This is a genomic window from Streptomyces sp. NBC_00513, from assembly GCF_041431415.1.
GTDB lineage: Bacteria > Actinomycetota > Actinomycetes > Streptomycetales > Streptomycetaceae > Streptomyces.
The window spans coordinates 6,015,137-6,040,227 of record NZ_CP107845.1 but is presented as its reverse complement, the minus strand read 5'-3'; the positions used below and the strand labels follow the sequence as shown (position 1 = coordinate 6,040,227).

Sequence of the window (25,091 nt, the reverse complement as noted above, 5' to 3'; positions counted from 1 at the left end):
GCCCCGGGGCCCGGCTCTCGCGTCGACCGGTCAGACCGGTCGGACCGGTCGGACCGGTCAGGCGTAGCGGCGCGGGGTCCACGTCACCCGGGAGCCGTCGGCCCGCTCGGTGACCCGGGTCTGCGAGGAACCGATCAGCAGGATCGTGCGCATGTCCACCTCGGCCGGCTCCAGTTCGGCGAGGGTCACGATCCGCACCGACTGCTCCGGTCCGCCGACGTCCCGTGCGACGACCACCGGGGTCTGCGGGGAGCGCAGTTCCAGCAGGAGTTCCCTGGCCTGGGCGACCTGCCAGGTGCGGCTGCGCGAGCCCGGGTTGTACAGGGCGAGCACCAGATCCGCCGCGGCGGCGGCGCGCAGCCGCTCGGCGATGACCTCCCACGGCTTGAGCCGGTCGGAGAGCGACACGGTGGCGTAGTCGTGGCCGAGCGGCGCCCCGGCCGCCGCGGCAGCGGCGTTGGCGGCGGTCACGCCCGGCAGGACCCGTACCGGCACGTCCTTGTAGGCGTCCTGGTCGGCGACCTCCAGGACGGCCGTGGCCATCGCGAAGACGCCGGGGTCGCCGCCGGAGACCACGACGACCCGCTTGCCGCGGCGGGCGAGGTCCAGGGCGAACTCGGCGCGCTCCGACTCCACCTTGTTGTCGGAGCCGTGCCGGACCTGCCCCGGCTTGACCGGGACGCGGTCCAGGTAGGTGGTGTACCCGACCAGCACCTCGGCGTCGGCCAGTGCCCGCCGGGTCTCGGCGGTCAGCCACAGCGGGCCGGCCGGTCCGGTGCCGACCACGGCGACCTCGCCGGGGCCGGACGGCACGCTGCCCGGGTTGCCGATCCGGCTGGGCACCACGGCGACGGCGAAGTACGGGACGCTGTCGGGGTCGGTGTCGGCGAGCAGGCCCGTGCGCTCGCCCGCCATGGTGGCGCGCTCGACGTAGCGGGCCTCGGCGAGCCGGCCGCTGTTCTCCATGGCCCGGCGCACCGCGGGGAAGGTGCGGCCGAGCTTCATCACGACCGCCGAGTCGGTGGCGGCGAGCCGGGCGGTGAGCTCCTCCTCGGGCAGGGTGCCGGGCAGGATGGTCAGCACCTCCTCGCCCTCCACGAGCGGGGTTCCCAGGCGTGCGGCGGCGGCGCTCACCGAGGTCACGCCGGGGATCACCTCGGCCGGGTAGCGGTCCACGAGGCGCTTGTGCATGTGCATGTACGAGCCGTAGAAGAGCGGGTCGCCCTCGGCGAGCACGGCGACGGTCCGGCCGGCGTCGAGGTGTGCGGCCAGCCGGGCGGCGGAGGCCTCGTAGAACTCCTCCATCGCGCCCTGGTAGCCGCCGGGGTGGTCGGTGGTCTCGGTGGTGACCGGGTAGACCAGCGGTTCCTCGACGTGGTCGGCGCGCAGGTGCTTCGCGGCGATCGAGCGGGCGATCGAGCGGCCGTGGCGGGCGGAGTGGTAGGCGACGACGTCCGCCTCCGCGATCACCTCGACGGCGCGCAGGGTCATCAGGGAGGGGTCGCCGGGGCCGAGGCCGACGCCGTAGAGCCGTCCGGGGGTCACGTCGGCGGCGCTCATTCGGCCACGCTCGCGATGGCGTTGACGGCCGCGGCGGCGATGGCGCTGCCGCCCCGCCGGCCCCGCACGATCAGGTGGTCGAGGCCCGAGGGGTGGGCGGCGAGCGCGTCCTTGGACTCGGCCGCGCCGATGAAGCCGACGGGGACGCCGATGACGGCGGCGGGGCGCGGCGCGCCCTCCTCGATCATCTCCAGCAGGCGGAAGAGGGCGGTCGGGGCGTTGCCGACGGCGATGACCGAGCCCTCCAACAGGCCTCGGTCGCGCCAGACTTCGAGGGCGGCGGCGCTGCGCGTGGTGCCCATCCGCGCGGCGAGTTCCGGCACGGTCGGGTCGGAGAGGGTGCAGATCACCTCGTTGTCGGCGGGCAGCCGCTTGCGGGTGACCCCGCTCGCGACCATCTGTACGTCGCACAGGATCGGCGCGCCGGCCTCCAGCGCGGCGCGCGCCCGCAGGACGACGTCCGGGGTGTACCCGAGGTCCTGGGGCAGGTCGGTCATCCCGCAGGCGTGAATCATGCGCACCGCGACCTGGGCGACCGAGGCGGGCAGCCCGGAGAGGTCCGCCTCGGCGCGGATCGTGGCAAAGGACTGGCGGTAGATCGCCGCGCCGTCCTTCTCGTACTCGAACACGGGGCACTCGCTCATTTCTTCACTGCGGGGTCGGGGGCAGGTGGGGTACTGCGGGCGTCCGCGAGGGCCGCGGCAAGTTCGGTGGGGGTGTCCGGCACATGGTGCCGTGCGGGGCGGCCCGGTGCGGCGAGCCGGTAGCCGGTCGGGCCGGCGACCAGGTCCACCCAGGCGGTGCCGCGCGGGTGCCCGCAGCGTCGTTCGCAGCCCGACCAGTGCACGGGCAGCGGGCCGCGCGAGCGGTCCACGACGGCTCGCGCGTCGGCGCGCACGTCCGCGAGGGATTTCGCGCAACCCGGCCGTCCGGTACAGGCGGTGACGGACTGCCAGGGACCGTCGGGGGCGAGCACCAGTGCGGCGTCCTCGATGCGGGCCGTGACGGAGGCGGCGGGCCAGGGGGCGTCGCCCGGGGGCAGCACGACGCCGCGCCACGGGGTGACGCGCAGCTCTCCGCGCCCCTGTTCCGCGACGCCGACGAGGACCCGCCACTGCGCGGTGCTCGCCCGGCCCAGCGGGGGCAGGACGCACAGGGCGCCGAGGCCGTCGGCGTCCGGCCCCGCGGGCGCGGGTGGCGGCGCGTACGGCCAGGTCGGCGTGTCGGCGTCCAGCGCCTCGATCCCGGCGACCCTCAGGCGTCGGGCCAACTCGGCGGCCCTCAGGGGGTGTTCGGGGGGCAGTTCGGACACCCGCCAGGCGCGGGTGCCGGCCGCGGTGGCGGTGTCGAGGAAGTACGCGGCGGCCAGCAGTGCCGCCCGGGGAGCGTCCGGCGCGGCCACGTCCACGGCGTCGGCGGCCCCGCCGAGCCGGACCAGCGCCCGTCCGTCGGGCCTGCCGAGGACGGTCACGTCGGGGCCGAGGGCGGCGACGTCCCCGCGTCCGTCGTCGAAGGCGAACAGGAACCGTCCGGACAGGGCGGTGGCCCCGGCGCTCGCGCAGAGCAGCCGGTCGAAGGCCAGGGCCCAGGCGAGCGCGTCGGGCCGGTGCGGCCCCTCCAGCCCCGACATGGGGGTCGCCACGATGTTCCGTACCCGCTCGTGGGCCGGCGCGGGCAGCAGCCCGGCGGCGTCCAGCAGCTCCGCAGGGCCCGCGCCGCAGTCCTCGGCCAGGCCGCGGAGCTGCACGTTCCCGCGCGAGGTGATCTCCAGGTGGCCGTCCCCGAAGCGGTCCGCGGCGAGCGCCAGGGCCTCGGCCTGCGGGGCCGTGAGCAGCCCCGCCGGGATCCGCACCCGGGCCAGGAAGCCGTCGTCCGCCGCGTGCAGCCGCAGCGCGCCGGGGCAGGCGTCGCCGCGGTCCCGTATGACGGGTTTCTCCCGCGATGCGGCGGAGGGGGGCGTGGGCATGGCCGCGAGCATACCCAGGATTGCCGCCCCCCGACCTGTGTCCGTCACCACCCCCGGGGCCCGGGCCGCCCCGCCCCGCGCCCACCGTCCTCTCCGCCCCCACCAGCCACTTTCCGGCCCGAGGGGGTTTGGGACACCCCGGCCGTGGGGCAGGGCCCCCGGCAACGGAGCCGCGCACGCCGCCCCCCTAAGATGACCACCGGCGGACCGCACGGCCCGCCGTCGCCGAGGACGGCGACATGGGAGGAAGCCCGGTGAGATTCCGGCGCGGTCCCGCCACTGTGAACCCCGGGGAGCGATCCGCGGGGTGAGTCAGGAACTCCCGCTGTCCTCACTGCCCGGGGCGCGGAAACCCCGAGGAAGGCTGCCGCCGCATGATCCTGCTGCTGTCGACGTCCGACACCGATCTGCTCAGCGCCCGCGCCGCGGACGGCCCCGTCCCGTACCGGTTCGCGAACCCCTCCCGCCTTCCCCTGGACGACCTGCCGGGCCTCCTCGACGGCGCCGACCTGGTCGTCGTACGCCTCCTGGGCGGTCTGCGGGCCTGGCAGGACGGCCTCGACCTGCTGCTGGCCCCGGACCAGACCCGTCCCGTGGTGGTACTGACCGGCGAACAGGCCCCGGACGCCCAGCTGATGGAGGCCTCCACGGTCCCGATCGGCATCGCCGCCGAGGCGCACGGTTACCTCGCGCACGGCGGCCCCGCCAACCTGGACCAGCTGGCCCGGTTCCTCTCCGACACCGTGCTGCTCACCGGTCACGGCTTCGAGCCGCCGGCCGCGGCGCCCACCTGGGGCCCGCTGGAGCGCACCCCGCAGCGCACCGAGGGCCCCAAGGTCGCGGTGCTCTACTACCGCGCCCACCAGATGAGCGGCAACACCTCCTTCGTGCACGCCCTGTGCGAGGCCGTCGAGGCGCAGGGCGCCCAGGCGCTCCCGCTGTACGTCTCCTCGCTGCGCACGCCCGAGCCGGGCCTGATCGCCGAGCTGGAGTCCGTCGACGCGGTCGTCACCACCGTCCTCGCGGCGGGTGGCACCAAGCCCGCCACCGCCTCGGCGGGCGGTGACGACGAGTCCTGGGACGCGGGCGCGCTGGCCGGGCTCGGCGTGCCGATCCTCCAGGCCCTGTGCCTGACCGGATCGCGCAGCGCCTGGGAGGAGAACGATGAGGGCCTGTCCCCGCTCGACGCGGCGACGCAGGTCGCGGTGCCGGAGTTCGACGGCCGTCTGATCACCGTCCCGTTCTCCTTCAAGGAGCTCGACGAGGACGGGCTGCCCGCCTACGTGGCCGACCCCGAGCGGGCCGCCCGGGTCGCGGGGATCGCCGTGCGCCACGCCCGGCTGCGGCACATCGAGCGCCGTGACAAGAGGATCGCGCTGGTGCTGTCGGCGTACCCGACCAAGCACTCCCGCATCGGCAACGCGGTCGGCCTGGACACCCCGGCGAGCGCCGTGGAACTGCTGCGCACGCTGATCGCGGGCGGCTACGACTTCGGCCCCGTCGAGGAGATCCCGGGCCTGGTCTCGGGCGACGGCGACGACCTGATCCGGGCCCTGATCGAGGCCGGCGGCCACGACCAGGACTGGCTCACCGAGGAGCAGTTGGCCCGCAACCCCGTCCGCATCCCGGCCGCCGACTACAAGCGGTGGTTCGCGGAGCTCCCGGCCGACCTGCGCGCGAGCGTCGAGGAGCACTGGGGCGAGGCGCCCGGCAACATGTTCGTGGACCGCTCCGCGAACCCGGAGGGCGACATCGTCCTCGCGGCCCTGCGCCGCGGGAACCTGCTGATCCTGATCCAGCCGCCGCGCGGTTTCGGCGAGAACCCGATCGCGATCTACCACGACCCGGACCTGCCGCCCTCGCACCACTACCTGGCCGCGTACCGCTGGATCCAGGCGCGCGCCGAGGACGGCGGCTTCGGCGCCGACGCCATGATCCACCTGGGCAAGCACGGCAACCTGGAGTGGCTGCCGGGCAAGAACGCGGGCCTGTCCGCGTCCTGCGCCCCGGACGCCGCCCTCGGTGACCTGCCGCTGATCTACCCGTTCCTGGTCAACGACCCGGGCGAGGGCACCCAGGCCAAGCGCCGGGTGCACGCCACCCTGGTCGACCACCTGGTGCCGCCGATGGCCCGCGCGGAGTCCTACGGCGACATCGCGCGCCTGGAACAGCACCTGGACGAGTACGCGCAGATCTCGGCGATGGACCCGGCGAAGCTGCCGGCGATCCGCGCGCAGATCTGGACCCTGATCCAGGCCGCGAAGCTGGACCACGACCTGGGGTTGGAGGCGCGCCCCGACGACGACGGCTTCGACGACTTCCTGCTGCACGTCGACGGCTGGCTGTGCGAGGTCAAGGACGCCCAGATCCGCGACGGTCTGCACGTCCTGGGCGGCGCCCCGACCGGCACGGCCCGGGTCAACCTGGTGCTCGCCATCCTGCGCGCCCGTCAGATCTGGGGCGGTACGACGGCCCTGCCGGGCCTGCGCGAGGCGCTCGGCCTGGACGAGTCCGCGGCCACCCGCACCTCCGCCGACGAGGCGGAGGAGACGGCCCGCGCGCTGGTCCAGGCGATGGAGGACGCCGGCTGGGCCCCGGAGGCGGTGGCCTCGGTCGCCGCCGGTCACTCGGCGGACGTGGCGGCGGTGCTGGACTTCGCGGCCCGCGAGGTCGTCCCTCGGCTGGCCGGCACCACCGACGAGATCGCCCACGTGGTCAGCGCCCTGGACGGTTCCTTCGTCCCGGCGGGCCCCTCCGGCTCGCCGCTGCGCGGCCTGGTCAACGTGCTGCCGACCGGCCGGAACTTCTACTCCGTCGACCCGAAGGCCGTCCCGTCGCGGCTGGCGTGGGAGACGGGTCAGGCGCTCGCCGACTCCCTCCTGAACCGCTACCGCACGGACAACGGCGAGTGGCCGCCGTCCGTCGGCCTGTCGCTGTGGGGCACCAGCGCGATGCGCACCTCCGGCGACGACGTGGCGGAGGCCATGGCGCTGCTGGGCGTGCGTCCGGTCTGGGACGAGGCCTCGCGCCGGGTCACCGGCCTGGAGCCGATCCCGCTCGACGAGCTGGGCCGGCCGCGCATCGATGTCACCCTGCGCATCTCGGGCTTCTTCCGGGACGCGTTCCCGCACGTCATCGGCCTGCTGGACGACGCGGTGCGGCTCGCGGCCTCGCTGGACGAGCCGGCCGACCGGAACTTCGTCCGGGCCCACGCCCAGGCCGACCTGGCCGAGCACGGCGACGAGCGGCGCGCGACGACCCGTATCTTCGGCTCGCGCCCGGGCACGTACGGCGCCGGCATCCTCCAACTGATCGACTCGCGCGACTGGCGCACGGACGCCGACCTCGCCGAGGTCTACACGGTGTGGGGCGGATACGCGTACGGCCGCGGCCTGGAGGGCCGTCCGGCGCGCGCCGAGATGGAGACGGCGTACAAGCGGATCACCGTCGCCGCGAAGAACACCGACACCCGCGAGCACGACATCGCGGACTCGGACGACTACTTCCAGTACCACGGCGGCATGGTCGCCACCGTGCGCGCCCTGCGGGGCACGGCGCCCGAGGCGTACATCGGGGACTCCACCCGCCCGGAGACGGTCAAGACCCGCACGCTGGTGGAGGAGACCTCCCGGGTCTTCCGCGCCCGGGTGGTCAACCCGAAGTGGATCGAGGCGATGCGTCGCCACGGCTACAAGGGTGCCTTCGAGCTCGCGGCGACGGTGGACTACCTCTTCGGGTACGACGCCACGACGGGCGTCGTCGCGGACTGGATGTACGACAAGCTGACCGAGACGTACGTCCTGGACCCGGAGAACCGCGCCTTCCTGGAGGAGGCCAACCCCTGGGCCCTGCACGGCATCGCCGAGCGCCTCCTGGAGGCGGAGTCGCGCGGCATGTGGGAGAAGCCGGACGCGCGGATCCTCGAAGAGCTGCGCCAGGTGTACCTGGACACCGAGGGCAATCTGGAAGGCGACGCCGAGTAGGGCCGGGCGGTCGCCGGGGAGTCCCGGACCGCCCTCGCGCCACCGGAGCGACGAACGTCCTCCCCGCCCCTCGTCGGGGCGGGGAGGACGCACTCGTTTCCGGCCCGCCCGACGCCCGCCCGACGCCCGCCCGCCCGGACCGCCCCACGCCGCCCGGGCGCGGACCGGCCGCCTACTTGGTCGTGGTGTTCAGCGCGACGAGCGCCGCCGCCCACCGGGCGTACTTCAGTTGGCCGAGGTCGGCGACGGTCTTGACCCCGAACGCCTCCTGGAGCAGTTCGCCGTCCCGGTCGGTGACGCCCTTCAGCGCCGCCACCGGCGCCGCGAGGACGTCCGCGAGCGGCTTGTCCTCCCACGCCTTGTCCAGCACCTTGCTCAGATCGATCGAAGACATCGCCGCTTCCTCCCGTGTGAGCTTTACATAGGGGAGGAAATCTAGATGAAAAGGACATCGGCCCGGAGGTTCGACACGACGGACCGGATCTCTATCCCCCGTCGGGTCCCCATGTCGCGGAACGTCACTTCCGTCACCTGAAGCAGTGAACTCCCCCTTGTCCCTCCCGCACCAGGGGTAAAGGCCTGCTGATCTCGTGCGGGGGGCCACTGCCGAAGGCCTCCGCACCCTCGGACCGAAAGGCCTGCCCCGCCGTGACACAGCCGTTTCAACTCCCGGACTTCTATGTGCCGTATCCGGCGCGACTGAATCCCCATCTGGAGGCCGCGCGCGCCCACACCAGGCAGTGGGCCCGCGACTTCGAGATGCTGGAGGGGTCCGGCGTCTGGGAGGAGAGCGACCTCGAATCGCACGACTACGCCCTGCTGTGCTCCTACACGCACCCCGACTGCGACGTCGACGCGCTGAACCTGGTCACCGACTGGTACGTGTGGGTCTTCTTCTTCGACGACCACTTCCTGGAGATGTACAAGCGCTCCCAGGACCGGGACGGCGCCAAGGCGTACCTCGACCGGCTCGCCGCCTTCATGCCGATGGACCTCTCCGACGGATTCCCCGAGACGACGAACCCGGTGGAGGCGGGCCTGAAGGACCTGTGGCTGCGGACCGTCCCCGCCATGTCGGCGGACTGGCGGGAACGGTTCTCCGAGTCGACCCGCAACCTCCTCAACGAGTCGATGTGGGAGCTCGCCAACATCAACATCGGGCGGGTGGCGAACCCCCTCGAATACATCGAGATGCGCCGCAAGGTGGGCGGCGCCCCCTGGTCGGCCGGCCTCATCGAGTACGTCTCCGCGGAGGTCCCGGCGCGCGTCGCCCACTCGCGGCCGCTCGCGGTGCTGCGCGACGCGTTCTCCGACGCCGTGCACATCAGGAACGACATCTTCTCCTACGAGCGCGAAGTCGCCGACGAGGGCGAACTCTCCAACGCCATCCTCGTGTTGGAGACCTTCCTCGGATGCTCCACCCAGGAGGCGGCCGAGGCCTCCAACGACCTTCTCACGTCCCGGCTCCACCAGTTCGAGCAGACCGCCCTCTCCGAGCTGCCCCAACTCTTCGTCGACCACGCGATGAACCCGGCGGAGATCGCCGCCGTCCTCGCCTACGCGAAGGGCCTCCAGGACTGGCAGTCCGGCGGCCACGAGTGGCACATGGTCTCCAGCCGCTACATGAACAAGGAGGCGCGGGCCACCGCCCCGCTCAGCCTGCCCTTCATGCCCGGCGGGCTCGGCACCACCGCGCTCGACGTCCGGTCCCTGTTCACGCAGCGCTCGATGGACCTGCGACGCCGCTCCTTCACCCACGTGCCGTTCGAGAAGACCGGGCCGTCGGTCATCCCCGACATCTACATGCCGCACCGGCTCTCGCTGAGCCCGCACCTGTCACCCGCCCGCGAGGAGTCGGTCGCCTGGTGCAAGGCCATGGGGATGCTGGACCCGCAGCCGGGCGATCCCGGTTCGGCGATCTGGTCCGAACGCAAGCTGCGCGGCTACGACTTCGCCGTCTGCTCGGCCGGGATCGACCCCGACGCCACCCCGGAGGCCCTGGCCCTCAACGCGTGCTGGCTGAGCTGGGGCACGTACGGGGACGACTACTACCCGGTGGTGTTCGCCCAGGCGAAGAACCTCACCGCGGCCAAGGCCACCACGGCCCGACTGATCGCCATGATCCCCGTCGACCACGCGGAGCAGGCGGAGCCGGTGACGGCGATGGAGCGCGGGCTCGGCGACCTGTGGGTGCGCACCAGCGCGGGCATGTCGCGCGAGCAGCGCACGGAGTTCCGCACGACGCTGGTGAGCATGTTGAAGAGCTGGCTGTGGGAGGTGGAGAACCAGGTCCTGAACCGCATCCCCGACCCGGTGGACTACGCGGAGATGCGCCGTCACACCTTCGGCTCCCACCTCACCATGTACCTGTGCCGGCTCGGCCACCAGAACCGCGGCATCCCCGACGAGATCTACGCCTCGGGCACCATCCGGTCGCTGGAGAACGCCGTCGCCGACGCCGCCTGCATGATCAACGACGTCTACTCCTACCAGAAGGAGGTGGAGGTCGAGGGCGAGGTGCACAACTACATCCTCGTCACCCGGAACTTCTTCGACATCGGCTACCCGGAGGCCCTGCACATCTGCCACGCGCTGATGACGCAGCGGACCGAGGAGTTCGAACACATCGTCGCGAGCCAGATGCCGCTGCTCTACGACGACTGGAAGTTGGGCGAGGAGGCCCGGGCCGCGCTCGACGCGTACGTCGCCGAACTCAAGGACTGGCACGCGGGCATCCTCAACTGGCACGAGAAGATCGCCCGTTACCGGCCCGAGGACCTGTACGAGCTGCCGGTCGGCCTGGGCGCGGGCGCCTGGAGCGACGGCTTCGGGATGTCCGCCGCCCGGATCTCGCTGCCCCGCTGACCCGGCGGGCGGGGGCGGTCCGCTCGCCCGCCCCCGCGCGCCGCCGCGAAACCGCCGCCGGAGCGCCCCCGCGCCCGCTCAGAACTCGTCGGCGGTGTGCGGGAGCAGTTCGGTCCGCAGCGCCGCGTCCAGCGCGGCCGCCGCGCCCGGGACCCGTTCCTCCACCAGCCCGGCGGCGACCAGCTCGGCGACCCGGGTCCCGCCCAGGTAGCAGGCGGCCAGCTCGCGCACGTCCAGCACCAGGTCGGGTTCGGCCCGGGCGGGCTCGCAGGCGGCTCCGTCCGGTCCCGCCTTGAGCCGGTACCGTCCCGCGTTCGCGGGCAGACGTACGTCGGACAGCTCCAGCACCAGTTCCACCGGCGCGCCCCACGCCCGGGCGGTCAGCGCCGCCGGGACGTCCACCAGGCGCAGCCACAGCGCCGGGAACTGGGCGGTGACCCGTACCTGGTCCCGGTCGGCGGCGAAGTGCAGCAGCGGGTCGTCGACCGGGCGACCCCAGGCGGTGACCTTGCCCGTCAGATCGAGGGAGGACACGCACTCCCACAGGGCCGCGGCGACCGCCGGGGTGTCGGCCTCCAGTTCGTCCACGCGCACCAGGCCCACACCGCGCGGCCGGCCGTCCCCCGCCGCCGAGGGGGACTTGGTGCGGTAGAGCACGTACCCGGCGATCGGCTCGCCGGGCTCGCCCAGGACGACGGTCCGGGGCGGGCTCAACTCCTCGTCCTCCTCGTCGTGTTCGCCGAGCCATTCGTCGGCCCAGCGCTCCGCGCCGCGGCTCGGCCGGCCGGCCCGGGCGCCGCGGGCGGCCTCGTGGTAGGGACCGACCAGATCCGGTACGTCGGCGGGATCGACCAGGCGCAGCGGGCGCCGGTCCGGGGCGACGCGCAGGGCCAACGGTCGGGTGGAGTCGATCTCGATGGTGACGCCCTGGGTGGCGGCGCCGTAGCCGAAACGGCCGTAGATGACGGCCTCGGAGGCCCACAGGGCGGCGATCGGGCCGCCGGCCGCGGCGGTCCGGCGCAGTTGTTCGTCCATCAGGGCGGTGAGGACGCCGCGGCGGCGGTGCGTGGGGGCGACGCAGACGAAGGTCAGCCCGGGGCAGGCGAGGTCGGTCCCGGGCACCGAGAGCCGGAAGTCGTGCGCGGCCATGAATCCGACCAGCGCGTCCCCGTCGTAGGCGCCGATGCGGGCGCACCGGGTCAGCAGGGCGTGGTGAAGTGCCCGGCGGTCGTGGTCGGGGCGGTCGTGGAAAACCAGGTAGGCGAGCTCCAGAGCGCGGTCGATCTCGGCCTCGGGTACCTCGCGGATGTCCACCATGATCGGGAGACTAATCGGTCATCGCGGACCGGTCACCCCATAGTGGCCGGATCCGTACGCCCGCCCGGGGGCACGCCCCGCGTGCGGGGCGGGGGTGCGGCCGCCCGCCGCGAGGAGGGGCCGGCTCTTCAAGCGACGGAACCTATCCGTCCGACCACGGTGTTCGATCCGTCGTGGTGGATCGGGACGCGCGCGCCGGTCAGGGCGGCGCCGGTGCCGCCGCGGCGGTTCGCGACGATCTCGGCGGCGATGGACAGCGCGGTCTCCTCCGGGGAGCGGGCGCCGAGGTCCAGGCCGATCGGGGAGCGCAGGCGGGCGAGTTCGAGTTCGCTCACGCCGACCTCGCGGAGCCGCTCGTTGCGGTCCTCGTGGGTGCGGCGGGAGCCCATGGCGCCGACGTAGGCGACGGGAAGTCGCAGGGCCAGTTCGAGGAGCGGGACGTCGAACTTGGCGTCGTGGGTGAGCACGCACAGGACGGTCCGGGCGTCGACGGCTGCGGCGTCGACCTGGGCCTCCAGGTAGCGGTGCGGCCAGTCGACCACGATGTCGTCCGCCTCGGGGAAACGGTTCTTCGTGGCGAACACGGGCCGGGCGTCACACAGGGTGACGTGGTAGCCGAGGAACTTGCCGATGCGCACGAGGGCGGAGGCGAAGTCGATGGCACCGAAGACGATCATCCGCGGGGGCGGGACGCTGGACTCGACCAGCACCTTGAGCGGCTCCCCGCACAGCCGGCCGTCCGCGCCGACCTCCAGCACGCCGGTCCGGCCGGCGTCCAGCATGGCGCGGGCCTCCTCGGCGAGGGTGCGGTCGAGCTCGGGGTGTCCGCCGAAGCCGCCCTCGTGGGAGCCGTCGGCCCGGACGACCAGGGCGCGGCCCATCAGCTCGGCCGGGCCCTCGGCGATCCGGGCCACCGCCGCCGCCTCCCCGCGGGCGGCGGCGGCCAGCGCCGCCGCGAACACCTCCCGCGCGGGAGCGTCCACGGCGACCGGGGTGACGAGGATGTCGATGATTCCGCCGCAGGTCAGACCCACGGCGAAGGCATCGTCGTCGCTGTACCCGAAGCGCTCCAGGACGGGCTCCCCGTCCTCCAGCGCCTGCCGGCACAGTTCGTACACCGCACCCTCCACGCATCCGCCGGAGACCGAGCCGATGGCCGTCCCCTCGCCGTCGACGGCGAGGGCGGCTCCGGGCTGCCGGGGCGCGCTCCCGCCGACCGCCACGACCGTGGCGACGGCGAAGTCACGTCCCTGCTCGACCCACCGGTTCAATTCCTCGGCGATGTCCAGCATGCGGGCCTCCTCGGAGAGGTTCGGTTTCCAGTATCGGATACGTGGGGAATGCGGCTCGGTGCGCGGGCGTCCGGGTCGGCTAGCCGACGCCGAGCCAGCCCTCGATCGGGTGGAGCGCGAAGTAGACCAGGAAGATGCCGGTCAGCGCCCACATGAAGGCACCGATCTCGCGGGCCTTGCCCTGGGCGACCTTGATCGCCACGTAGGAGATGACGCCCGCGGCTACACCGGCGGTGATCTGGTAGGTGAACGGCATGATCACGACGGTCAGGAAGACCGGGATCGCGGTGGCCGTGTCGGCCCAGTCCACGTGGCGGGCGTTCTGCATCATCATCGCGCCGATGACGACCAGGGCCGCGGAGGCGACCTCGCCGGGCACGATCTGCGTGATCGGGGTGAAGAAGAGGCAGGCGGCGAAGAAGAGGCCGGTGACGACGGAGGCGAGACCCGTACGGGCGCCCTCGCCGACGCCGGTGGCGGACTCGACGAAGACGGTCTGACCGGAGCCGCCCGCGATGCCACCGATGGCGCCACCGGCGCCGTCGATGAACAGCGCCTTCGACAGACCCGGCATGCGGCCCTGGTCGTCGGCGAGCTTGGCCTCGGTGCCGACGCCGATGATGGTGGCCATCGCGTCGAAGAAGCCGGCGAGCACGAGGGTGAAGACGATCATGCCGATCGTCATGACGCCGACGTCGCCCCACCCGCCGAACTCGACCTTGCCGAACAGCGAGAAGTCGGGCATCGAGACCGCGGAGCCGGAGAGCTCCGGGGGACCGTTCTTCCAGGCCTTCGGGTCGATGTCCACGATGGCGTTCAGGATCGCGGCGAGAACGGTGCCGCCCACGATGCCGATCAGGATGGCGCCGGGGACCTTGCGGGCCTGCAGCATGAAGATGGCGAGCAGGGTGACGCAGAAGAGCAGGACGGGCCAGCCGGCGAGCTCACCGACGGCGCCGAGCTGGACCGGGGGGCCGAACTGCGGGCCCGCGCCGACGAAGCCGGCCTTCACGAGTCCGATCAGGGCGACGAAGAGGCCGATGCCCATGGTGATGGCGTGCTTGAGCGCGAGGGGGATCGCGTTCATGATCATCTCGCGGAGGCCGGTGACGACCAGGAGACAGATCACCACGCCGTACATGACGCACATGCCCATGGCCTGCGGCCAGGTCATCTGCGGCGCCACCTGCGAGGCGAGGACACCCGAGACGGAGAGCCCGGCCGCGAGGGCGAGCGGCACCTTGCCGACGAAGCCCATGAGCAGCGTGGTCAGGGCCGCCGCGAACGCGGTGGCCGTGATCAGGGCCGCGGGGGCCATGGTGTTTCCGGCGACGTCCTTGCCGGAGAGGATCAGGGGGTTGAGCAGAAGGATGTACGCCATGGCCATGAAGGTCGTGATACCGCCACGGACCTCGTTGCCGACGTTGGATCCTCTGTGCGTTATGTGGAAGTACCGATCGAGCCAAGAACGCCCGGCGGGGGTGCGAGAGCCGTCGCCGGCCTCTTCCGCGGTGGTCTTGGGCTCCACAGACGATTGGGTCATGGTGCCTAACTCCCAAGGTTCAAAGGGGCACCCGCTTGGAGATTGGAGATGCGGGATTTGGGATGGTGCGTTTGGCTGCACGACCCGGGGTGACGGCCCGAGGCGACGCGAAAAGTGCACTGCGTGAACTGCGGGTACTGCGGGGTTTCGCGGTACTGCCGGTGGCTCCGGGGTGGTGGTGCCTTCCGGGGGGTGGTGCGTGGGGGTACTGCCGGTGGAACGGACCGCGAGCGGAGCGGCTTTTCGTATTCCGGACTTCGGGCTCCGGGCGGTGCGGTCGGCAAGTGTGACGTTCCCGTGTCACACCGCCCGGAGAGCTGGGGGTCCGGGGGCCTCGCGGCCCCCGGACACGCCGTCCTAGAGGGTGCCGGTGAGGGCTTCCGGACGGATCGGCGTCTTGTTGAGCTCCAGACCGGTCGCCGCCCGGATCGCCGCGAGGACGGCCGGGGTGGACGACAGGGTGGGGGCCTCGCCCATGCCGCGCAGCCCGTAGGGCGCGTTCGGGTCGGCGAGTTCCAGGACGTCGACCGGGATGGTCGGGGTGTCGAGGATGGTCGGGATCAGGTAGTCCGTGAAGGAGGGGTTGCGCACCTTCGCGGTCTTCGGGTCGACGATGATCTCTTCCATGATCGCCACGCCGAGGCCCTGGGTGGTGCCACCCTGGATCTGACCGACGACGGAGAGCATGTTCAGCGCCTTGCCGACGTCCTGGGCGGTGGCGAGCTCGACGACCTTGACGAGGCCGAGCTCGGTGTCCACCTCGACCACCGCGCGGTGCGCGGCGAACGTGTACTGGACGTGGCCGTCGCCCTGGCCGGTCTTGAGGTCGAACGCGACGGTCGGCCGGTGCCGGAACTCCAGCTCCAGGTCGATCGCGTCCTCGCCCTCCAGGATGTCCGCCAGCTCGGCGAGCACCTCCCCGCCGTCGGTGACGACCTTGCCGCCCTCCAAGAGCAGTTCGGCGGTCGCCCACGCGGGGTGGTACGAGCCGTTCTTGCGGCGGCCGATCTCCAGGACGGCCTCGCGGACGGCCTCGCAGGTGTTCTTCACGGCGCCACCGGTCATGTACGTCTGCCGCGAGGCGGACGTGGAACCGGCGGAGCCGACCTGCGTGTCGGCCGGGTGGATGGTCACCTGCGTGACACCCAGCTCCGTGCGGGCGATCTGGGCGTGCACGGTGACACCGCCCTGGCCGACCTCCGCCATGGCCGTGTGGACCATCGCGACGGGCTCGCCGTTGATGACCTCCAGGCGCACGCGGGCGGTGGAGTAGTCGTCGAAGCCCTCGGAGAAGCCGACGTTCTTGATGCCGACCGCGTAGCCGACACCGCGGACGACGCCCTCGCCGTGGGTGGTGTTGGACAGGCCGCCGGGCAGCGCGCGGACGTCCGCGCCCTCGCCGGCGGTCTCCCACTGGCGCTCCGGCGGGAGCGGGCGGGCCTTGACCCGGCGCAGCAGTTCGGCGACGGGCGCCGGGGAGTCCACGACCTGGCCGGTGGGCATGATCGTGCCCATCTCCATGGCGTTCAGCTGGCGGAACTCGACCGGGTCCATGCCCAGCTTCGCCGCGAGCTTGTCCATCTGGGCCTCGTAGGCGAAGCAGGCCTGGACGGCGCCGAAGCCGCGCATCGCGCCACAGGGCGGGTTGTTCGAGTAGAGGGCGATGGCCTCGATCTCGACGTCGTCGATCACGTACGGGCCGACGGACAGCGAGGAGGCGTTGCCCACGACCGCCGGCGAGGCCGACGCGTACGCGCCGCCGTCCAGGACGATCTTGCACTTCATGTGCGTGAGCTTGCCGTCCTTGGTGGCGCCGTGCTCGTAGTAGAGCTTCGCCGGGTGACGGTGCACGTGGCCGAAGAAGGATTCGAACCGGTTGTAGACGATCTTGACCGGCTTGTTCGTGGCCAGGGCCAGGAGGCAGGCGTGGATCTGCATCGAGATGTCCTCGCGGCCACCGAAGGCACCGCCGACGCCCGAGAGCGTCATGCGGACCTTCTCCGGCGGGAGGCCCAGGACCGGGGCGATCTGCTGGAGGTCCGAGTGCAGCCACTGGGTGGCGACGTACAGGTCGACGCCGCCGTCCTCGGACGGCACGGCCAGACCGGACTCCGGGCCGAGGAAGGCCTGGTCCTGCATGCCGAAGGTGTACTCGCCCTTGACGATGACGTCGGCGCGCTTGGCGGCCTCGTCCGCGTTGCCGCGGATGATCGGCTGGCGGTGCACGATGTTCGGGTGCGGGACGTGACCGGAGTGGTGGTCGTCGCGGCCCGGGTGGATCAGCGGCGCGTCGGGGGCGATGGCCGAGGCCTCGTCCGTGACGAGCGGCAGCTCCTTGTAGTCGATCTTGATCTTGGCGGCCGCACGGCGGGCGGTCTCCGGGTGGTCGGCGGCCACGAGGGCGACCGGCTCACCGTGGTGGCGTACCCGCCCGTTGGCGAGCACCGGGGTGTCCTGGATCTCCAGGCCGTAGTTCTTCATCTCGGCCGGCAGGTCGTCGTACGTGAGCACCGAGTACACGCCGGGCAGCGCGAGGGCCTCGGAGATGTCGATCGAGACGATCTCGGCGTGGGCCACGGTGCTGCGGAGCGTCTGGCCCCACAGCATGTCCTCGTGCCACATGTCGGAGGAGTACGCGAACTCGCCGGTCACCTTGAGGGTGCCGTCGGGGCGCAGCGTGGATTCGCCGATGCCGCCCTTGGCGTGCTTCTGCGTGACGTTGGTCGGCGTGCCCGCCGGAACCGTGCGCGTGTTCTGAGCCATGGTCAGACCGCCTCTCCCTGACGGGCGGCCGCGAGGCGGACCGCGTCGAGGATCTTCTCGTAGCCCGTGCAGCGGCAGAGGTTGCCGGACAGGGCCTCACGGATGTCCTGGTCGGACGGGGAGGAGTTCTCCTCCAGCAGCGCGTCGGCCTGGACCAGCAGACCCGGGGTGCAGAAACCGCACTGCACGGCGCCGGCGTCGATGAACGCCTGCTGGATGTTGGAGAGCTCGACGCCCTCGCCGGTCTGCGAGTCGCCGGGCTTGGACTGCCACCGCCTGGCCGCGTCCAGGGAGACGCCGCCCTTGGCGCCGCAGCCGCCGCCGGTGCCGCAGGCACCGCCGTGGCCGTGCTCCTCGCGCTGCTTGGCGAACTCCGCCAGGCCCTCGACGGTCACGACGTCGCGACCCTCGACCTGGCCGGCGGCCACGAGGCAGGAACACACGGGCACGCCGTCGAGGCGGACGGTGCAGGAACCGCACTCGCCCTGCTCACAGGCGTTCTTCGAACCGGGCAGGCCCAGGCGCTCGCGCAGGACGTAGAGGAGGGACTCGCCCTCCCAGACGTCGTCGGCTTCCTGCTGACGGCCGTTGACAGTGAAATTGACGCGCATGATTACGCAGCCCCTTCAAGCGAGCGGCCGTTTTCGGTGCCGCGGTACTGCTCCCAGGTCCAGACGAGCTGGCGGCGAGCCATGATGCCGACCGCGTGACGGCGGTACTTCGCCGTGCCGCGGACGTCGTCGATCGGGTTGGCCGCGCCGGAGGCGAGGTCACCGAACTGCTTGGCGATCGACGGGGTGATGACCTTGCCGGACTCCCAGAACCCGCCCTCTTCGAGCGCGGCGTTCAGGAACTCCTCGGCGGCCTTCGCGCGGATCGGGGTCGGCGCGGCCGACCCGATGCCGGTGCGGACCGTGCGGGTCTCGGGGTGCAGCGCCAGGCCGAACGCGCAGACCGCGATGACCATCGCGTTGCGGGAGCCGACCTTGGAGTACTGCTGGGGGCCGTCCGCCTTCTTGACGTGGACGGTCTTGATGAGCTCGTCGGCGGCCAGCGCGTTGCGCTTCACACCCGTGTAGAACTCGTCGATCGGGATGAGGCGGGAGCCGCGTACGGACTCCACCTCGACCTCGGCGCCCGCCGCGAGCAGCGCGGGGTGGGAGTCACCGGCCGGCGAGGCGCAACCGAGGTTGCCGCCGACGCCGCCGCGGTTGCGGATCTGCGGGGACGCGACCGTGTGCGAGGCGAGCGCGAGACCGGGCAGCTCCGTGCGGAGGTTCTCCATGATCTGCGTGTACGGGACGGAGGCGCCGAGCCGGACCACATCCTCGCCGACCTCCCACTCCCGCAGCAGACCGATGCGGTTCAGGTCCAGGAGGTACTCCGGCCGACGGTGGTCGAAGTTGATCTCGACCATCACATCGGTGCCACCCGCAATCGGCACAGCTGTGGGGAACTCGGCCTTAGCGGCGAGCGCCTCCTCCCAGCTGGCGGGGCGAAGGAAGTCCATGTGCGGCTCTCTTCTTCTTCATCGTGTCGTTCACTTCAAGCCAGGAGGCCCAATGGCCCTCGACTGGTCGTTCACGTGCTGTTAACGCGGTGTGGAGTCAGTACACAAGCCGCGCGTCCCCCGGGTGCAGTCACCGAAACCATGAAGGAGTTGGCTGGGGACCTCCCTCGTCTTGTAGATTCGTATGAAAGGCAGGATGCGACGACCTGCCCGATTTCCAACGGCAACATCGAGACAGATCGGCGGCGACATCATGCGGCTGCGCGCACTGCTGGAAACCGAGGCGCTGGGGCTGCGGCTGCTGGGCGGCGAGGAGGAGCTGGACCGGACGGTCCGCGGGGTCATGACGACCGACCTGCGCGATCCCAGCCGGTACCTCTCCGGAGGGGAACTCGTCCTCACCGGCCTGGCCTGGCGAAGGAATTCGGCCGACTCCGAGCCGTTCGTACGAATCCTCGCGAGCGCGGGGGTCGCCGGGCTGGCGGCGGGCGAGGCGGAGCTCGGCGACATCCCCGACGATCTGGTCTCGGCCTGTCTGCGCAACCGGCTGCCCCTCTTCGCCGTGAACGAGGACGTTGCATTCGCCACCATCACGGAGTACGTGGTGCGGCAGGTCTCCGGGGAGCGCGCGGGCGACCTCGCGGCCGTGGTCGACCGCCACCGTCGACTCATGACGTCCGGGCCCGCCGGTGGTGGCCCCGACGTGGTGCTGGATCTGCTCACCACCGACCTCGATCTCCGGGCCTGGGTGCTCTCGCCCACGGGCCGGCAGATCGCCGGCGCGGGCGAACCGCTGGCACCGGGCGTCTGCGCGGCACTGGCGGGCGAGCACCTCGCGGCGGTCCGGACGGGCCGCAGGGGACCGCACCGGATCTCGATTCAGGGTATTACGTACTCGCTCTTCCCGATCAGGGGACACGGCCGCGGCGCCGGACCCGCGGCCCGTGACGTGCGCGAGAGCGTGCTCTCCGACTGGCTGCTGGCCGTCGAGGCCGACGCGGGCGACTGGCCGGCCGAGCGGCTGGACCTGCTCCAGGGCGTCACCCAGCTCATCGCCGTCGAGCGGGACCGCCGGGACGCGGCCCGCACGGTGCGCCGCCGGCTGGCCCAGGAGGTGCTGGAGCTGGTGCAGACGGGCGCCCCGCCGGCGGAGATCGCCGCCCGCCTGCGGGTGGCCGCCCCGGTGCTGCTGCCCGGGCTGGGCGCGGCCCCGCACTGGCAGGTCGTGGTGGCCCGGGTGGACTGGGAGGGCGGCGACATCGCCGGCGGGCCGGTGGCCCAGTCGCTGCTGGAGGAGATCCTGGTCGACCCGTCCCTGTCGGGGCCGGAGCCCTCCGACCGGATCGCGGTGGCCCACGCGGGCGACGAGGCCATCGCCCTCGTGCCGCTGCCCGCGCTCTCCGGGGACACGGGCGAGGACAAGGGCCCCGACCCGGCCCTGCACGCCGACGTGCTCCTGACGACCGTACGGGAGCCCCTGGCGGCCGGCCTCGCCGACGACGGCCGGGTCACCCTGGGCGTCAGCGCCGCCGTGCACTCCGCCGAGGGCCTGCGCGGGGCGCTGGAGGAGGCCCGGCACGCCCGCCGGGTCGCCGCCGCCCGCCCGGGCCGGGTGTGCGCCGCCGGGCACCACGAGCTGGCCTCGCACGTCCTGCTGCTGCCGTTCGTTCCGGACGACGTGCGCCGCGCCTTCACGGCCCGGCTGCTGGACCCGCTGCGGGACTACGACCGGCGCCACCGGGCGGAGCTGATCCCGACCCTGGAGGCGTTCCTGGACTGCGACGGGTCGTGGACGCGCTGCGCGACGCGGTTGCACCTGCACGTCAACACGCTGCGGTACCGGGTCGGGCGAATCGAGCAGTTGACGGGACGGGACCTGTCGCGGCTGGAGGACAAGCTCGATTTCTTCCTCGCACTGCGCATGAGCTGAGGAATCACGCCAAGGGGTCGTCGCGGGCCACTGACGAGCCGTCCGGACTTTGTGAAAGAGTTCACCCGACCCCTTGGCCGAAGCCGCCGATCCGTGCTCTCATTTCGCCCCAGGGCTCAAAGACGTGCTGCTTGGTTGCTTTGGGGAGGGCAATGTGGCGGATACCGCCATGTCCGGTGCCGGTTCTACAGGGGGGGACGACCCTCTCCAGCGGGCGATATGGCGGCTGCGCTCGCGCGGCTGTTGGACCGACGCGGCGGCCCTGCTGACACCACACGTACACGACGCGGGCGCCGCCGTTCAGCGCACCGCGCTCCTCGTCGAGCGCTGCCTGTTCACCGGCCAGGGCTGGGCGGAGGCCGAGGACGCCCTGCGGGTCGCGGAGGCCGTGGCGCACGACGACGGCGAACGCGGCGCGGCCGCCTGCGAGCGGGGCCATCTGGCCTACGCCGCGACGGTGTTGGGGGTGCGCGACCGGGCCGACGAGGCCCGTTCCGCCCTGGGTCGCGCGGCGGCCCTGCTCTCGCCGGGATCCCGGGCCCGGCCGCTCCTGGACTTCCGCCGGGGGCTGGTCGCGGAGCACTTGGCGGACGCCCCGCAGGCGGCCCTGCCGGCGTACCGGCGGGCGCACGCGGGCGCCGTGGCCCACAACGACACCCTGCTGCTGTCGTTCACGTGGCGCCACCTGGCCGCGCTGGCCCTGCGCGACGGCGAGGTCGCCGAGGCGCGCAAGGGGTTCGCGGAGTCCCTGCGGATCCGGGAGGACCTGGGCTTCCTGATCGGCACCGCTCCCGCGCTGGCCGCGCTGGCGGAGGCGGAACCCGAACCGGAGGCGGCCCGTCTGCGGGCGGAGGCCCGCCGCCTGTTCCACCTGTTGGGCGGCATCCCCACCTGGTTGGCGGACCAGCTCCACCCGAGTCCCGCCGCCTGACCCCGGCCCGGCCCCGTCCGCCCGGACCGGCGGCGGGGACCGGGACGCCGCGCGGTACCGCCTCGCCGTCCGGCGCGCGGCCCGGCCGTCAGACCGCGGCGCCCGCGAAGTGTTCCCGTACGAGTGACTCGACCACGGCCAGGTCCCCCGCGATCAGGGCCTCCAGCAGCGCCACGTGCTCCGCCGCGTCCGCGACCAGGTCCGCGCGGCGCACCCGGGGGGCACCGGGCAGGGGCCACTGGGACCGGCGGTGGAGGTCCTCCGCCACCTGGAGCAACTGCTCGTTGCCGGCGAGGGACAGCACCGCCCGGTGGAAGGCCCGGTCCGCGTCCGCGTAGCCGGGCAGGTCGCCGACCACCGCCGCGTCCGCGGTGGCCGCCGCGGCCGGTCGCAGGGAGTCCCAGACCGAGGCCGGCAGGGTCCTGGCCAACCTCAACATCACCGGGACCTCCAGCAGGGCGCGCACCTCGGCCAGCTCCGCCAGCGCCCGCGGGGTACGGGTGAGCACACGGAAGCCCCGGTTCGGGAGGCATTCCACCGCCCCCTCCAGCGCCAACTGCTGCATCGCCTCGCGTACCGGGGTCGCCGAGACCCCGAACCGCTCGCCGAGTGCCGGGCCCGAGTAGATCTCCCCCGGCGCCAGTTCCCCGTCGACCAGTGCCGCGCGCAGGGCGTCCAGGATCTGACCGCGCACCGAATGGCGCAGTACCTTTCGTGGCGCGATGGTGGACTTCTCCGACACCCCGGTGTGGGCCGCTTCCTGCACTCGGTCCCTCCCGGGCGGTCGACGTGCCTTCGAGAATAGGCGACACGGCGGGGGCGCCGATGATACGGATCCCGACCGATCGGGTAAGGTAAGGCTAACCTTCTGACGATCGCTCGATTCGGTGGTCCGCGATGCCCGTCCAGACCTTGGCACCCGCCCCGGCCGGCTCTCCGGTGGCGGACGCCTACCAACGCCTGGCCGAGGTGTACGACGGCCTGCGGATCACTGAGCTCGCGGCGCACGAACCCGGACCTCGCGGTGTGGGATGGGTCGGCGCCGACGAGCTCGCGGCGGGCGGGGCGCCTCTCGACGCCTTCCTCGCCTGGGACAACGCCCAGGTGCTCCGGGACTACGGCCACCAGGGCCGGCCCGACGTCGTCGCGGGCTTCGGCCTGCACCGGTACGCCTGGCCGGCCTGTCTGCTGATCACCGTTCCGTGGCTGCTGCACCGGCGGGTCCCCCGGCCGTCCCCCGAACAGGTGGCCTTCCACCGGGCCACGGGCCGGATGGCGGTGCGCGTCGACGGTTTCGCCTGCCTGCCGGACGATCCGGCGGCCGCTCTCCCCGGGGCCCGGGTCGTGCCCGACGAGGAGGCGCTGCGCGGGGAGGTCCGGGCCGCGGTGGCCCGACACCTCGAACCGGTGCTGGAAGGTTTCGGCCCGCGCATGCGGCGCGGTCGGCGCGCCCTGTGGGGCATGGTGACGGACGACGTGGTCGAGAGCCTCTGGTACATCGGGGGGCTGCTCGGCGAGGAGTCGCGGGTCATGGCGGAGCTGGAGGCGCTGCTGCCCGGTTCCACGGCCCCGTACACGGGCGGCGCGGGCTTCCGCACCCTGGCGGGCCCCGACGGCGAGGAGCTCACCACCCGGGACCGGGCCGGCTGCTGCTTCTTCTACACGATCCGCCCGGAGGACACCTGCGTGACCTGCCCCCGCACCTGCGACAGCGAGCGCGTGGCCAGGATGACGGCGACGGTCGAGGCACCCCCGGCCGACTGAACCCACCCGCGTGGGTGAACACGATTCGAACCCAACCCCACCCGCACGCGCGGGCGTTCGAACCACAACACCCTATCCGACGGGCCCGGCCCCCCGTTGGCGTCCACTTGCCCCGAAACCCGCGTGTGCGGCGGACCGACTGCGCCACTATGGCGCCCGGAAAGCCGCATACGCGAGGCAAGGGACATCCGCATGAGACTGACCGACATATCGCTGGACTGGCTGCTGCCCGGCAGCCTCCTGATCCTGGGCGTACTTGCGGCAGTGGCGGTACTGGCCCGGGGCAAGCGGGAGAGCGAGAAGGCAGCGGCCGACGACAGTTGGGAACGCAGCGAGGAGCGGCGCCGGCGCAAGGAAGCCGTGTACGGAACCGCCTCGTACGTCCTGCTCTTCTGCTGCGCGGCGGTGGCCGCCGCCCTCTCCTTCCACGGCCTGGTCGGCTTCGGCCGACAGAACCTGAACCTCTCCGGCGGCTGGGAGTACCTGGTCCCGTTCGGTCTCGACGGCGCCGCGATGTTCTGTTCGGTGCTCGCCGTCCGCGAGGCCAGCCACGGCGACGCCGCCCTGGGCTCCCGCATGCTGGTCTGGCTGTTCGCGGGCGCGGCCGCCTGGTTCAACTGGGTGCACGCCCCGCGCGGCATGGGTCACGACGGCGCCCCGCAGTTCTTCTCCGGGATGTCTCTCTCCGCGGCGGTGCTCTTCGACCGGGCCCTGAAGCAGACCCGCCGGGCGGCGCTGCGCGAACAGGGCCTGATCCCGCGGCCGTTGCCGCAGATCCGGATGGTCCGCTGGCTGCGGGCCCCCCGCGAGACGTTCGGTGCCTGGTCGCTGATGCTGCTGGAGGGCGTACGCACCCTCGACGAGGCGGTGGACGAGGTGCGCGAGGACAAGAAGGAGAAGGAGCAGGACCGGCACCGCAGGCGGGAGCAACACCGCCTGGACCGCGCCCACATCAAGGCGTTGGGCCGGCAGAACCGGGCGTTCGGACGGGCCCGCGCCCGTCAGGTGGACGTTCCGGGGCTGGCTCCCGGAACGGGCTCCGCGCCGGTCGGCGCGGAGCCGGCCATACCGGAAGCGGGACAGCTTCCCCTGCGCCGCCGGCCCTCCCTGCAGGCCGTGAACGGAACGGACTCCCTTGAGGTGACCGGCCCCCGGACGGTGGACCTGACCGCCGAGGACGACACCCAGACCATTCCACGACTCGACTCCCTGGAGCGCAAACTCAAGGACCTGGAGCAGCAGTTCGGCTGATCCACCGCACCCCCGAGGGCCGTTCCGAGCGCCGCGCACCCGGAGCGGCTCTCACGCTTCCAGCTCGAACCAGACGACCTTGCCGGCGCCGCGCGCCAGGGTGTCCACGCCCCATTCGTCGGCCAGTTCCTGCACCAGCACCAGCCCTCTGCCGTGCGTACCGTCGTCGGCGGTCGGTACGTGCGGTCGGGGCCGGCGGGAGGCGTAGTCGCGGACCTCGACCCGCAAGCGGGTGGCGGCCAGGCTCGCGGACACCTCCGCGCCCTGTTCGGTGTGGACCAGGGCATTGGTCACCAGTTCGGTGATGAGCAGCTCCGCCACGTCGGCGGCGTCGGATCGGCACCGGTGGCGCATCAACTCCCGTAACGAACGGCGTATTTCGCCCACTGCCTTGAGGTCGGCCCGGCGCACGCTGC

General features: G+C 72.7%; 18 protein-coding genes and 1 riboswitch. Of the genes, 6 read left to right on the top strand and 12 right to left on the bottom strand.

What is annotated here, in order from left to right; genetic code table 11:
• Positions 1-57: 57 nt before the first annotated feature.
• Genes OHA84_RS27705 through OHA84_RS27695 form a run of 3 tightly spaced genes read right to left on the bottom strand, consistent with a single transcriptional unit; the run spans position 58 to position 3,526 of the window.
• Positions 58-1,560: a precorrin-2 C(20)-methyltransferase gene (locus OHA84_RS27705; RefSeq protein ID WP_266969303.1), complete on the bottom strand. Its 1,503-nt coding sequence runs from the start codon at positions 1,558-1,560 to the stop codon at positions 58-60.
• Positions 1,557-2,204 carry a precorrin-8X methylmutase gene (locus OHA84_RS27700; protein ID WP_053681382.1) on the bottom strand — a complete coding sequence of 216 codons (648 nt, stop codon included), beginning with the start codon at positions 2,202-2,204 and terminating at the stop codon, positions 1,557-1,559. The genes OHA84_RS27705 and OHA84_RS27700 overlap by 4 nt, the downstream gene beginning before the upstream one ends.
• On the bottom strand, positions 2,201-3,526 hold the full coding sequence (locus OHA84_RS27695) for a cobalamin biosynthesis protein CobG (protein WP_266969305.1): 1,326 nt from the start codon (positions 3,524-3,526) through the stop codon (positions 2,201-2,203). Before OHA84_RS27695 ends, OHA84_RS27700 begins: the two co-directional genes overlap by 4 nt.
• A 243-nt stretch (positions 3,527-3,769) precedes the next feature.
• A riboswitch (cobalamin riboswitch) is annotated at positions 3,770-3,848 on the top strand.
• Positions 3,849-3,900: 52 nt separating this feature from the next.
• Between OHA84_RS27695 and cobN the strand changes: the two genes are divergently transcribed.
• A complete protein-coding gene (gene cobN / locus OHA84_RS27690) occupies positions 3,901-7,509 on the top strand; it encodes a cobaltochelatase subunit CobN (protein ID WP_053681384.1) in 3,609 nt (1,202 codons plus the stop codon).
• A 172-nt stretch (positions 7,510-7,681) separates the two neighbouring features.
• Here the strand turns inward: cobN and OHA84_RS27685 are convergent, their stop codons facing one another.
• Positions 7,682-7,903: a hypothetical protein gene (locus tag OHA84_RS27685; RefSeq protein ID WP_053681386.1), complete on the bottom strand. Its 222-nt coding sequence runs from the start codon at positions 7,901-7,903 to the stop codon at positions 7,682-7,684.
• Positions 7,904-8,157: 254 nt separating this feature from the next.
• Here OHA84_RS27685 and OHA84_RS27680 point away from each other — a divergent pair, with 254 nt between their 5' ends.
• Positions 8,158-10,374, top strand: coding sequence for a germacradienol/geosmin synthase (locus tag OHA84_RS27680; RefSeq protein ID WP_266969306.1), 2,217 nt, complete (start codon positions 8,158-8,160; stop codon positions 10,372-10,374).
• 78 nt (positions 10,375-10,452) lie between these two features.
• On the opposite strand, the gene OHA84_RS27675 is transcribed toward OHA84_RS27680, so the two are convergent.
• The 6 genes from OHA84_RS27675 to OHA84_RS27650 form a co-directional block, all read right to left on the bottom strand.
• Positions 10,453-11,691: a GNAT family N-acetyltransferase gene (locus tag OHA84_RS27675; protein WP_266969307.1), complete on the bottom strand. Its 1,239-nt coding sequence runs from the start codon at positions 11,689-11,691 to the stop codon at positions 10,453-10,455.
• Between the two features lie 128 nt (positions 11,692-11,819).
• Positions 11,820-12,983 (bottom strand): XdhC family protein, encoded by a 1,164-nt coding sequence (locus tag OHA84_RS27670; protein ID WP_266969309.1) that lies wholly within the window; start codon positions 12,981-12,983, stop codon positions 11,820-11,822.
• Between the two features lie 79 nt (positions 12,984-13,062).
• Complete coding sequence (locus OHA84_RS27665) at positions 13,063-14,526, bottom strand: NCS2 family permease (protein WP_053681393.1); 1,464 nt, start codon at positions 14,524-14,526, stop codon at positions 13,063-13,065.
• Positions 14,527-14,883: 357 nt separating this feature from the next.
• Positions 14,884-17,289: a xanthine dehydrogenase family protein molybdopterin-binding subunit gene (locus tag OHA84_RS27660; RefSeq protein ID WP_053681396.1), complete on the bottom strand. Its 2,406-nt coding sequence runs from the start codon at positions 17,287-17,289 to the stop codon at positions 14,884-14,886.
• 2 nt (positions 17,290-17,291) lie between these two features.
• Positions 17,292-17,900 (bottom strand): (2Fe-2S)-binding protein, encoded by a 609-nt coding sequence (locus tag OHA84_RS27655; protein WP_053681398.1) that lies wholly within the window; start codon positions 17,898-17,900, stop codon positions 17,292-17,294.
• A gap of 2 nt (positions 17,901-17,902) precedes the next feature.
• Positions 17,903-18,799 (bottom strand): xanthine dehydrogenase family protein subunit M, encoded by an 897-nt coding sequence (locus OHA84_RS27650; protein WP_053681400.1) that lies wholly within the window; start codon positions 18,797-18,799, stop codon positions 17,903-17,905.
• A gap of 253 nt (positions 18,800-19,052) precedes the next feature.
• On the opposite strand from OHA84_RS27650, the gene OHA84_RS27645 reads away from it, so the two are divergent.
• Positions 19,053-20,729, top strand: coding sequence for a PucR family transcriptional regulator ligand-binding domain-containing protein (locus OHA84_RS27645; protein ID WP_053681403.1), 1,677 nt, complete (start codon positions 19,053-19,055; stop codon positions 20,727-20,729).
• A 154-nt stretch (positions 20,730-20,883) separates the two neighbouring features.
• Positions 20,884-21,660, top strand: coding sequence for a hypothetical protein (locus OHA84_RS27640; RefSeq protein WP_053681405.1), 777 nt, complete (start codon positions 20,884-20,886; stop codon positions 21,658-21,660).
• Between the two features lie 88 nt (positions 21,661-21,748).
• Here the strand turns inward: OHA84_RS27640 and OHA84_RS27635 are convergent, their stop codons facing one another.
• Complete coding sequence (locus OHA84_RS27635) at positions 21,749-22,402, bottom strand: GntR family transcriptional regulator (protein WP_234350201.1); 654 nt, start codon at positions 22,400-22,402, stop codon at positions 21,749-21,751.
• 155 nt (positions 22,403-22,557) lie between these two features.
• Between OHA84_RS27635 and OHA84_RS27630 the strand changes: the two genes are divergently transcribed.
• The gene (locus OHA84_RS27630) at positions 22,558-23,424 is read left to right on the top strand and encodes a (2Fe-2S)-binding protein (protein WP_053681410.1); all 867 of its coding nucleotides are present in this window, start codon (positions 22,558-22,560) and stop codon (positions 23,422-23,424) included.
• Between the two features lie 192 nt (positions 23,425-23,616).
• Complete coding sequence (locus OHA84_RS27625; protein WP_053681412.1) at positions 23,617-24,675, top strand: DUF2637 domain-containing protein; 1,059 nt, start codon at positions 23,617-23,619, stop codon at positions 24,673-24,675.
• A 51-nt stretch (positions 24,676-24,726) separates the two neighbouring features.
• Here the strand turns inward: OHA84_RS27625 and OHA84_RS27620 are convergent, their stop codons facing one another.
• Complete coding sequence (locus OHA84_RS27620; RefSeq protein WP_371591608.1) at positions 24,727-25,029, bottom strand: ATP-binding protein; 303 nt, start codon at positions 25,027-25,029, stop codon at positions 24,727-24,729.
• Between the last annotated feature and the right edge of the window lie 62 nt (positions 25,030-25,091).

Excerpts from the sequence above, each read along its gene's own strand:
- cobN (WP_053681384.1), top strand. The coding sequence starts at position 3,901 with ATGATCCTGCTGCTGTCGACGTCCGACACCGATCTGCTCAGCGCCCGC.
- OHA84_RS27625 (WP_053681412.1), top strand. The coding sequence starts at position 23,617 with ATGAGACTGACCGACATATCGCTGGACTGGCTGCTGCCCGGCAGCCTC.
- OHA84_RS27675 (WP_266969307.1), bottom strand. The coding sequence starts at position 11,691 with ATGGTGGACATCCGCGAGGTACCCGAGGCCGAGATCGACCGCGCTCTG.
- OHA84_RS27665 (WP_053681393.1), bottom strand. The coding sequence starts at position 14,526 with ATGACCCAATCGTCTGTGGAGCCCAAGACCACCGCGGAAGAGGCCGGC.
- OHA84_RS27670 (WP_266969309.1), bottom strand. The coding sequence starts at position 12,983 with ATGCTGGACATCGCCGAGGAATTGAACCGGTGGGTCGAGCAGGGACGT.
- OHA84_RS27705 (WP_266969303.1), bottom strand. The coding sequence starts at position 1,560 with ATGAGCGCCGCCGACGTGACCCCCGGACGGCTCTACGGCGTCGGCCTC.
- OHA84_RS27655 (WP_053681398.1), bottom strand. The coding sequence starts at position 17,900 with ATGCGCGTCAATTTCACTGTCAACGGCCGTCAGCAGGAAGCCGACGAC.
- OHA84_RS27630 (WP_053681410.1), top strand. The coding sequence starts at position 22,558 with ATGCCCGTCCAGACCTTGGCACCCGCCCCGGCCGGCTCTCCGGTGGCG.
- OHA84_RS27650 (WP_053681400.1), bottom strand. The coding sequence starts at position 18,799 with ATGGACTTCCTTCGCCCCGCCAGCTGGGAGGAGGCGCTCGCCGCTAAG.
- OHA84_RS27645 (WP_053681403.1), top strand. The coding sequence starts at position 19,053 with ATGCGGCTGCGCGCACTGCTGGAAACCGAGGCGCTGGGGCTGCGGCTG.
- OHA84_RS27620 (WP_371591608.1), bottom strand. The coding sequence starts at position 25,029 with ATGCGCCACCGGTGCCGATCCGACGCCGCCGACGTGGCGGAGCTGCTC.
- OHA84_RS27660 (WP_053681396.1), bottom strand. The coding sequence starts at position 17,289 with ATGGCTCAGAACACGCGCACGGTTCCGGCGGGCACGCCGACCAACGTC.
- OHA84_RS27685 (WP_053681386.1), bottom strand. The coding sequence starts at position 7,903 with ATGTCTTCGATCGATCTGAGCAAGGTGCTGGACAAGGCGTGGGAGGAC.
- OHA84_RS27695 (WP_266969305.1), bottom strand. The coding sequence starts at position 3,526 with ATGCCCACGCCCCCCTCCGCCGCATCGCGGGAGAAACCCGTCATACGG.
- OHA84_RS27700 (WP_053681382.1), bottom strand. The coding sequence starts at position 2,204 with ATGAGCGAGTGCCCCGTGTTCGAGTACGAGAAGGACGGCGCGGCGATC.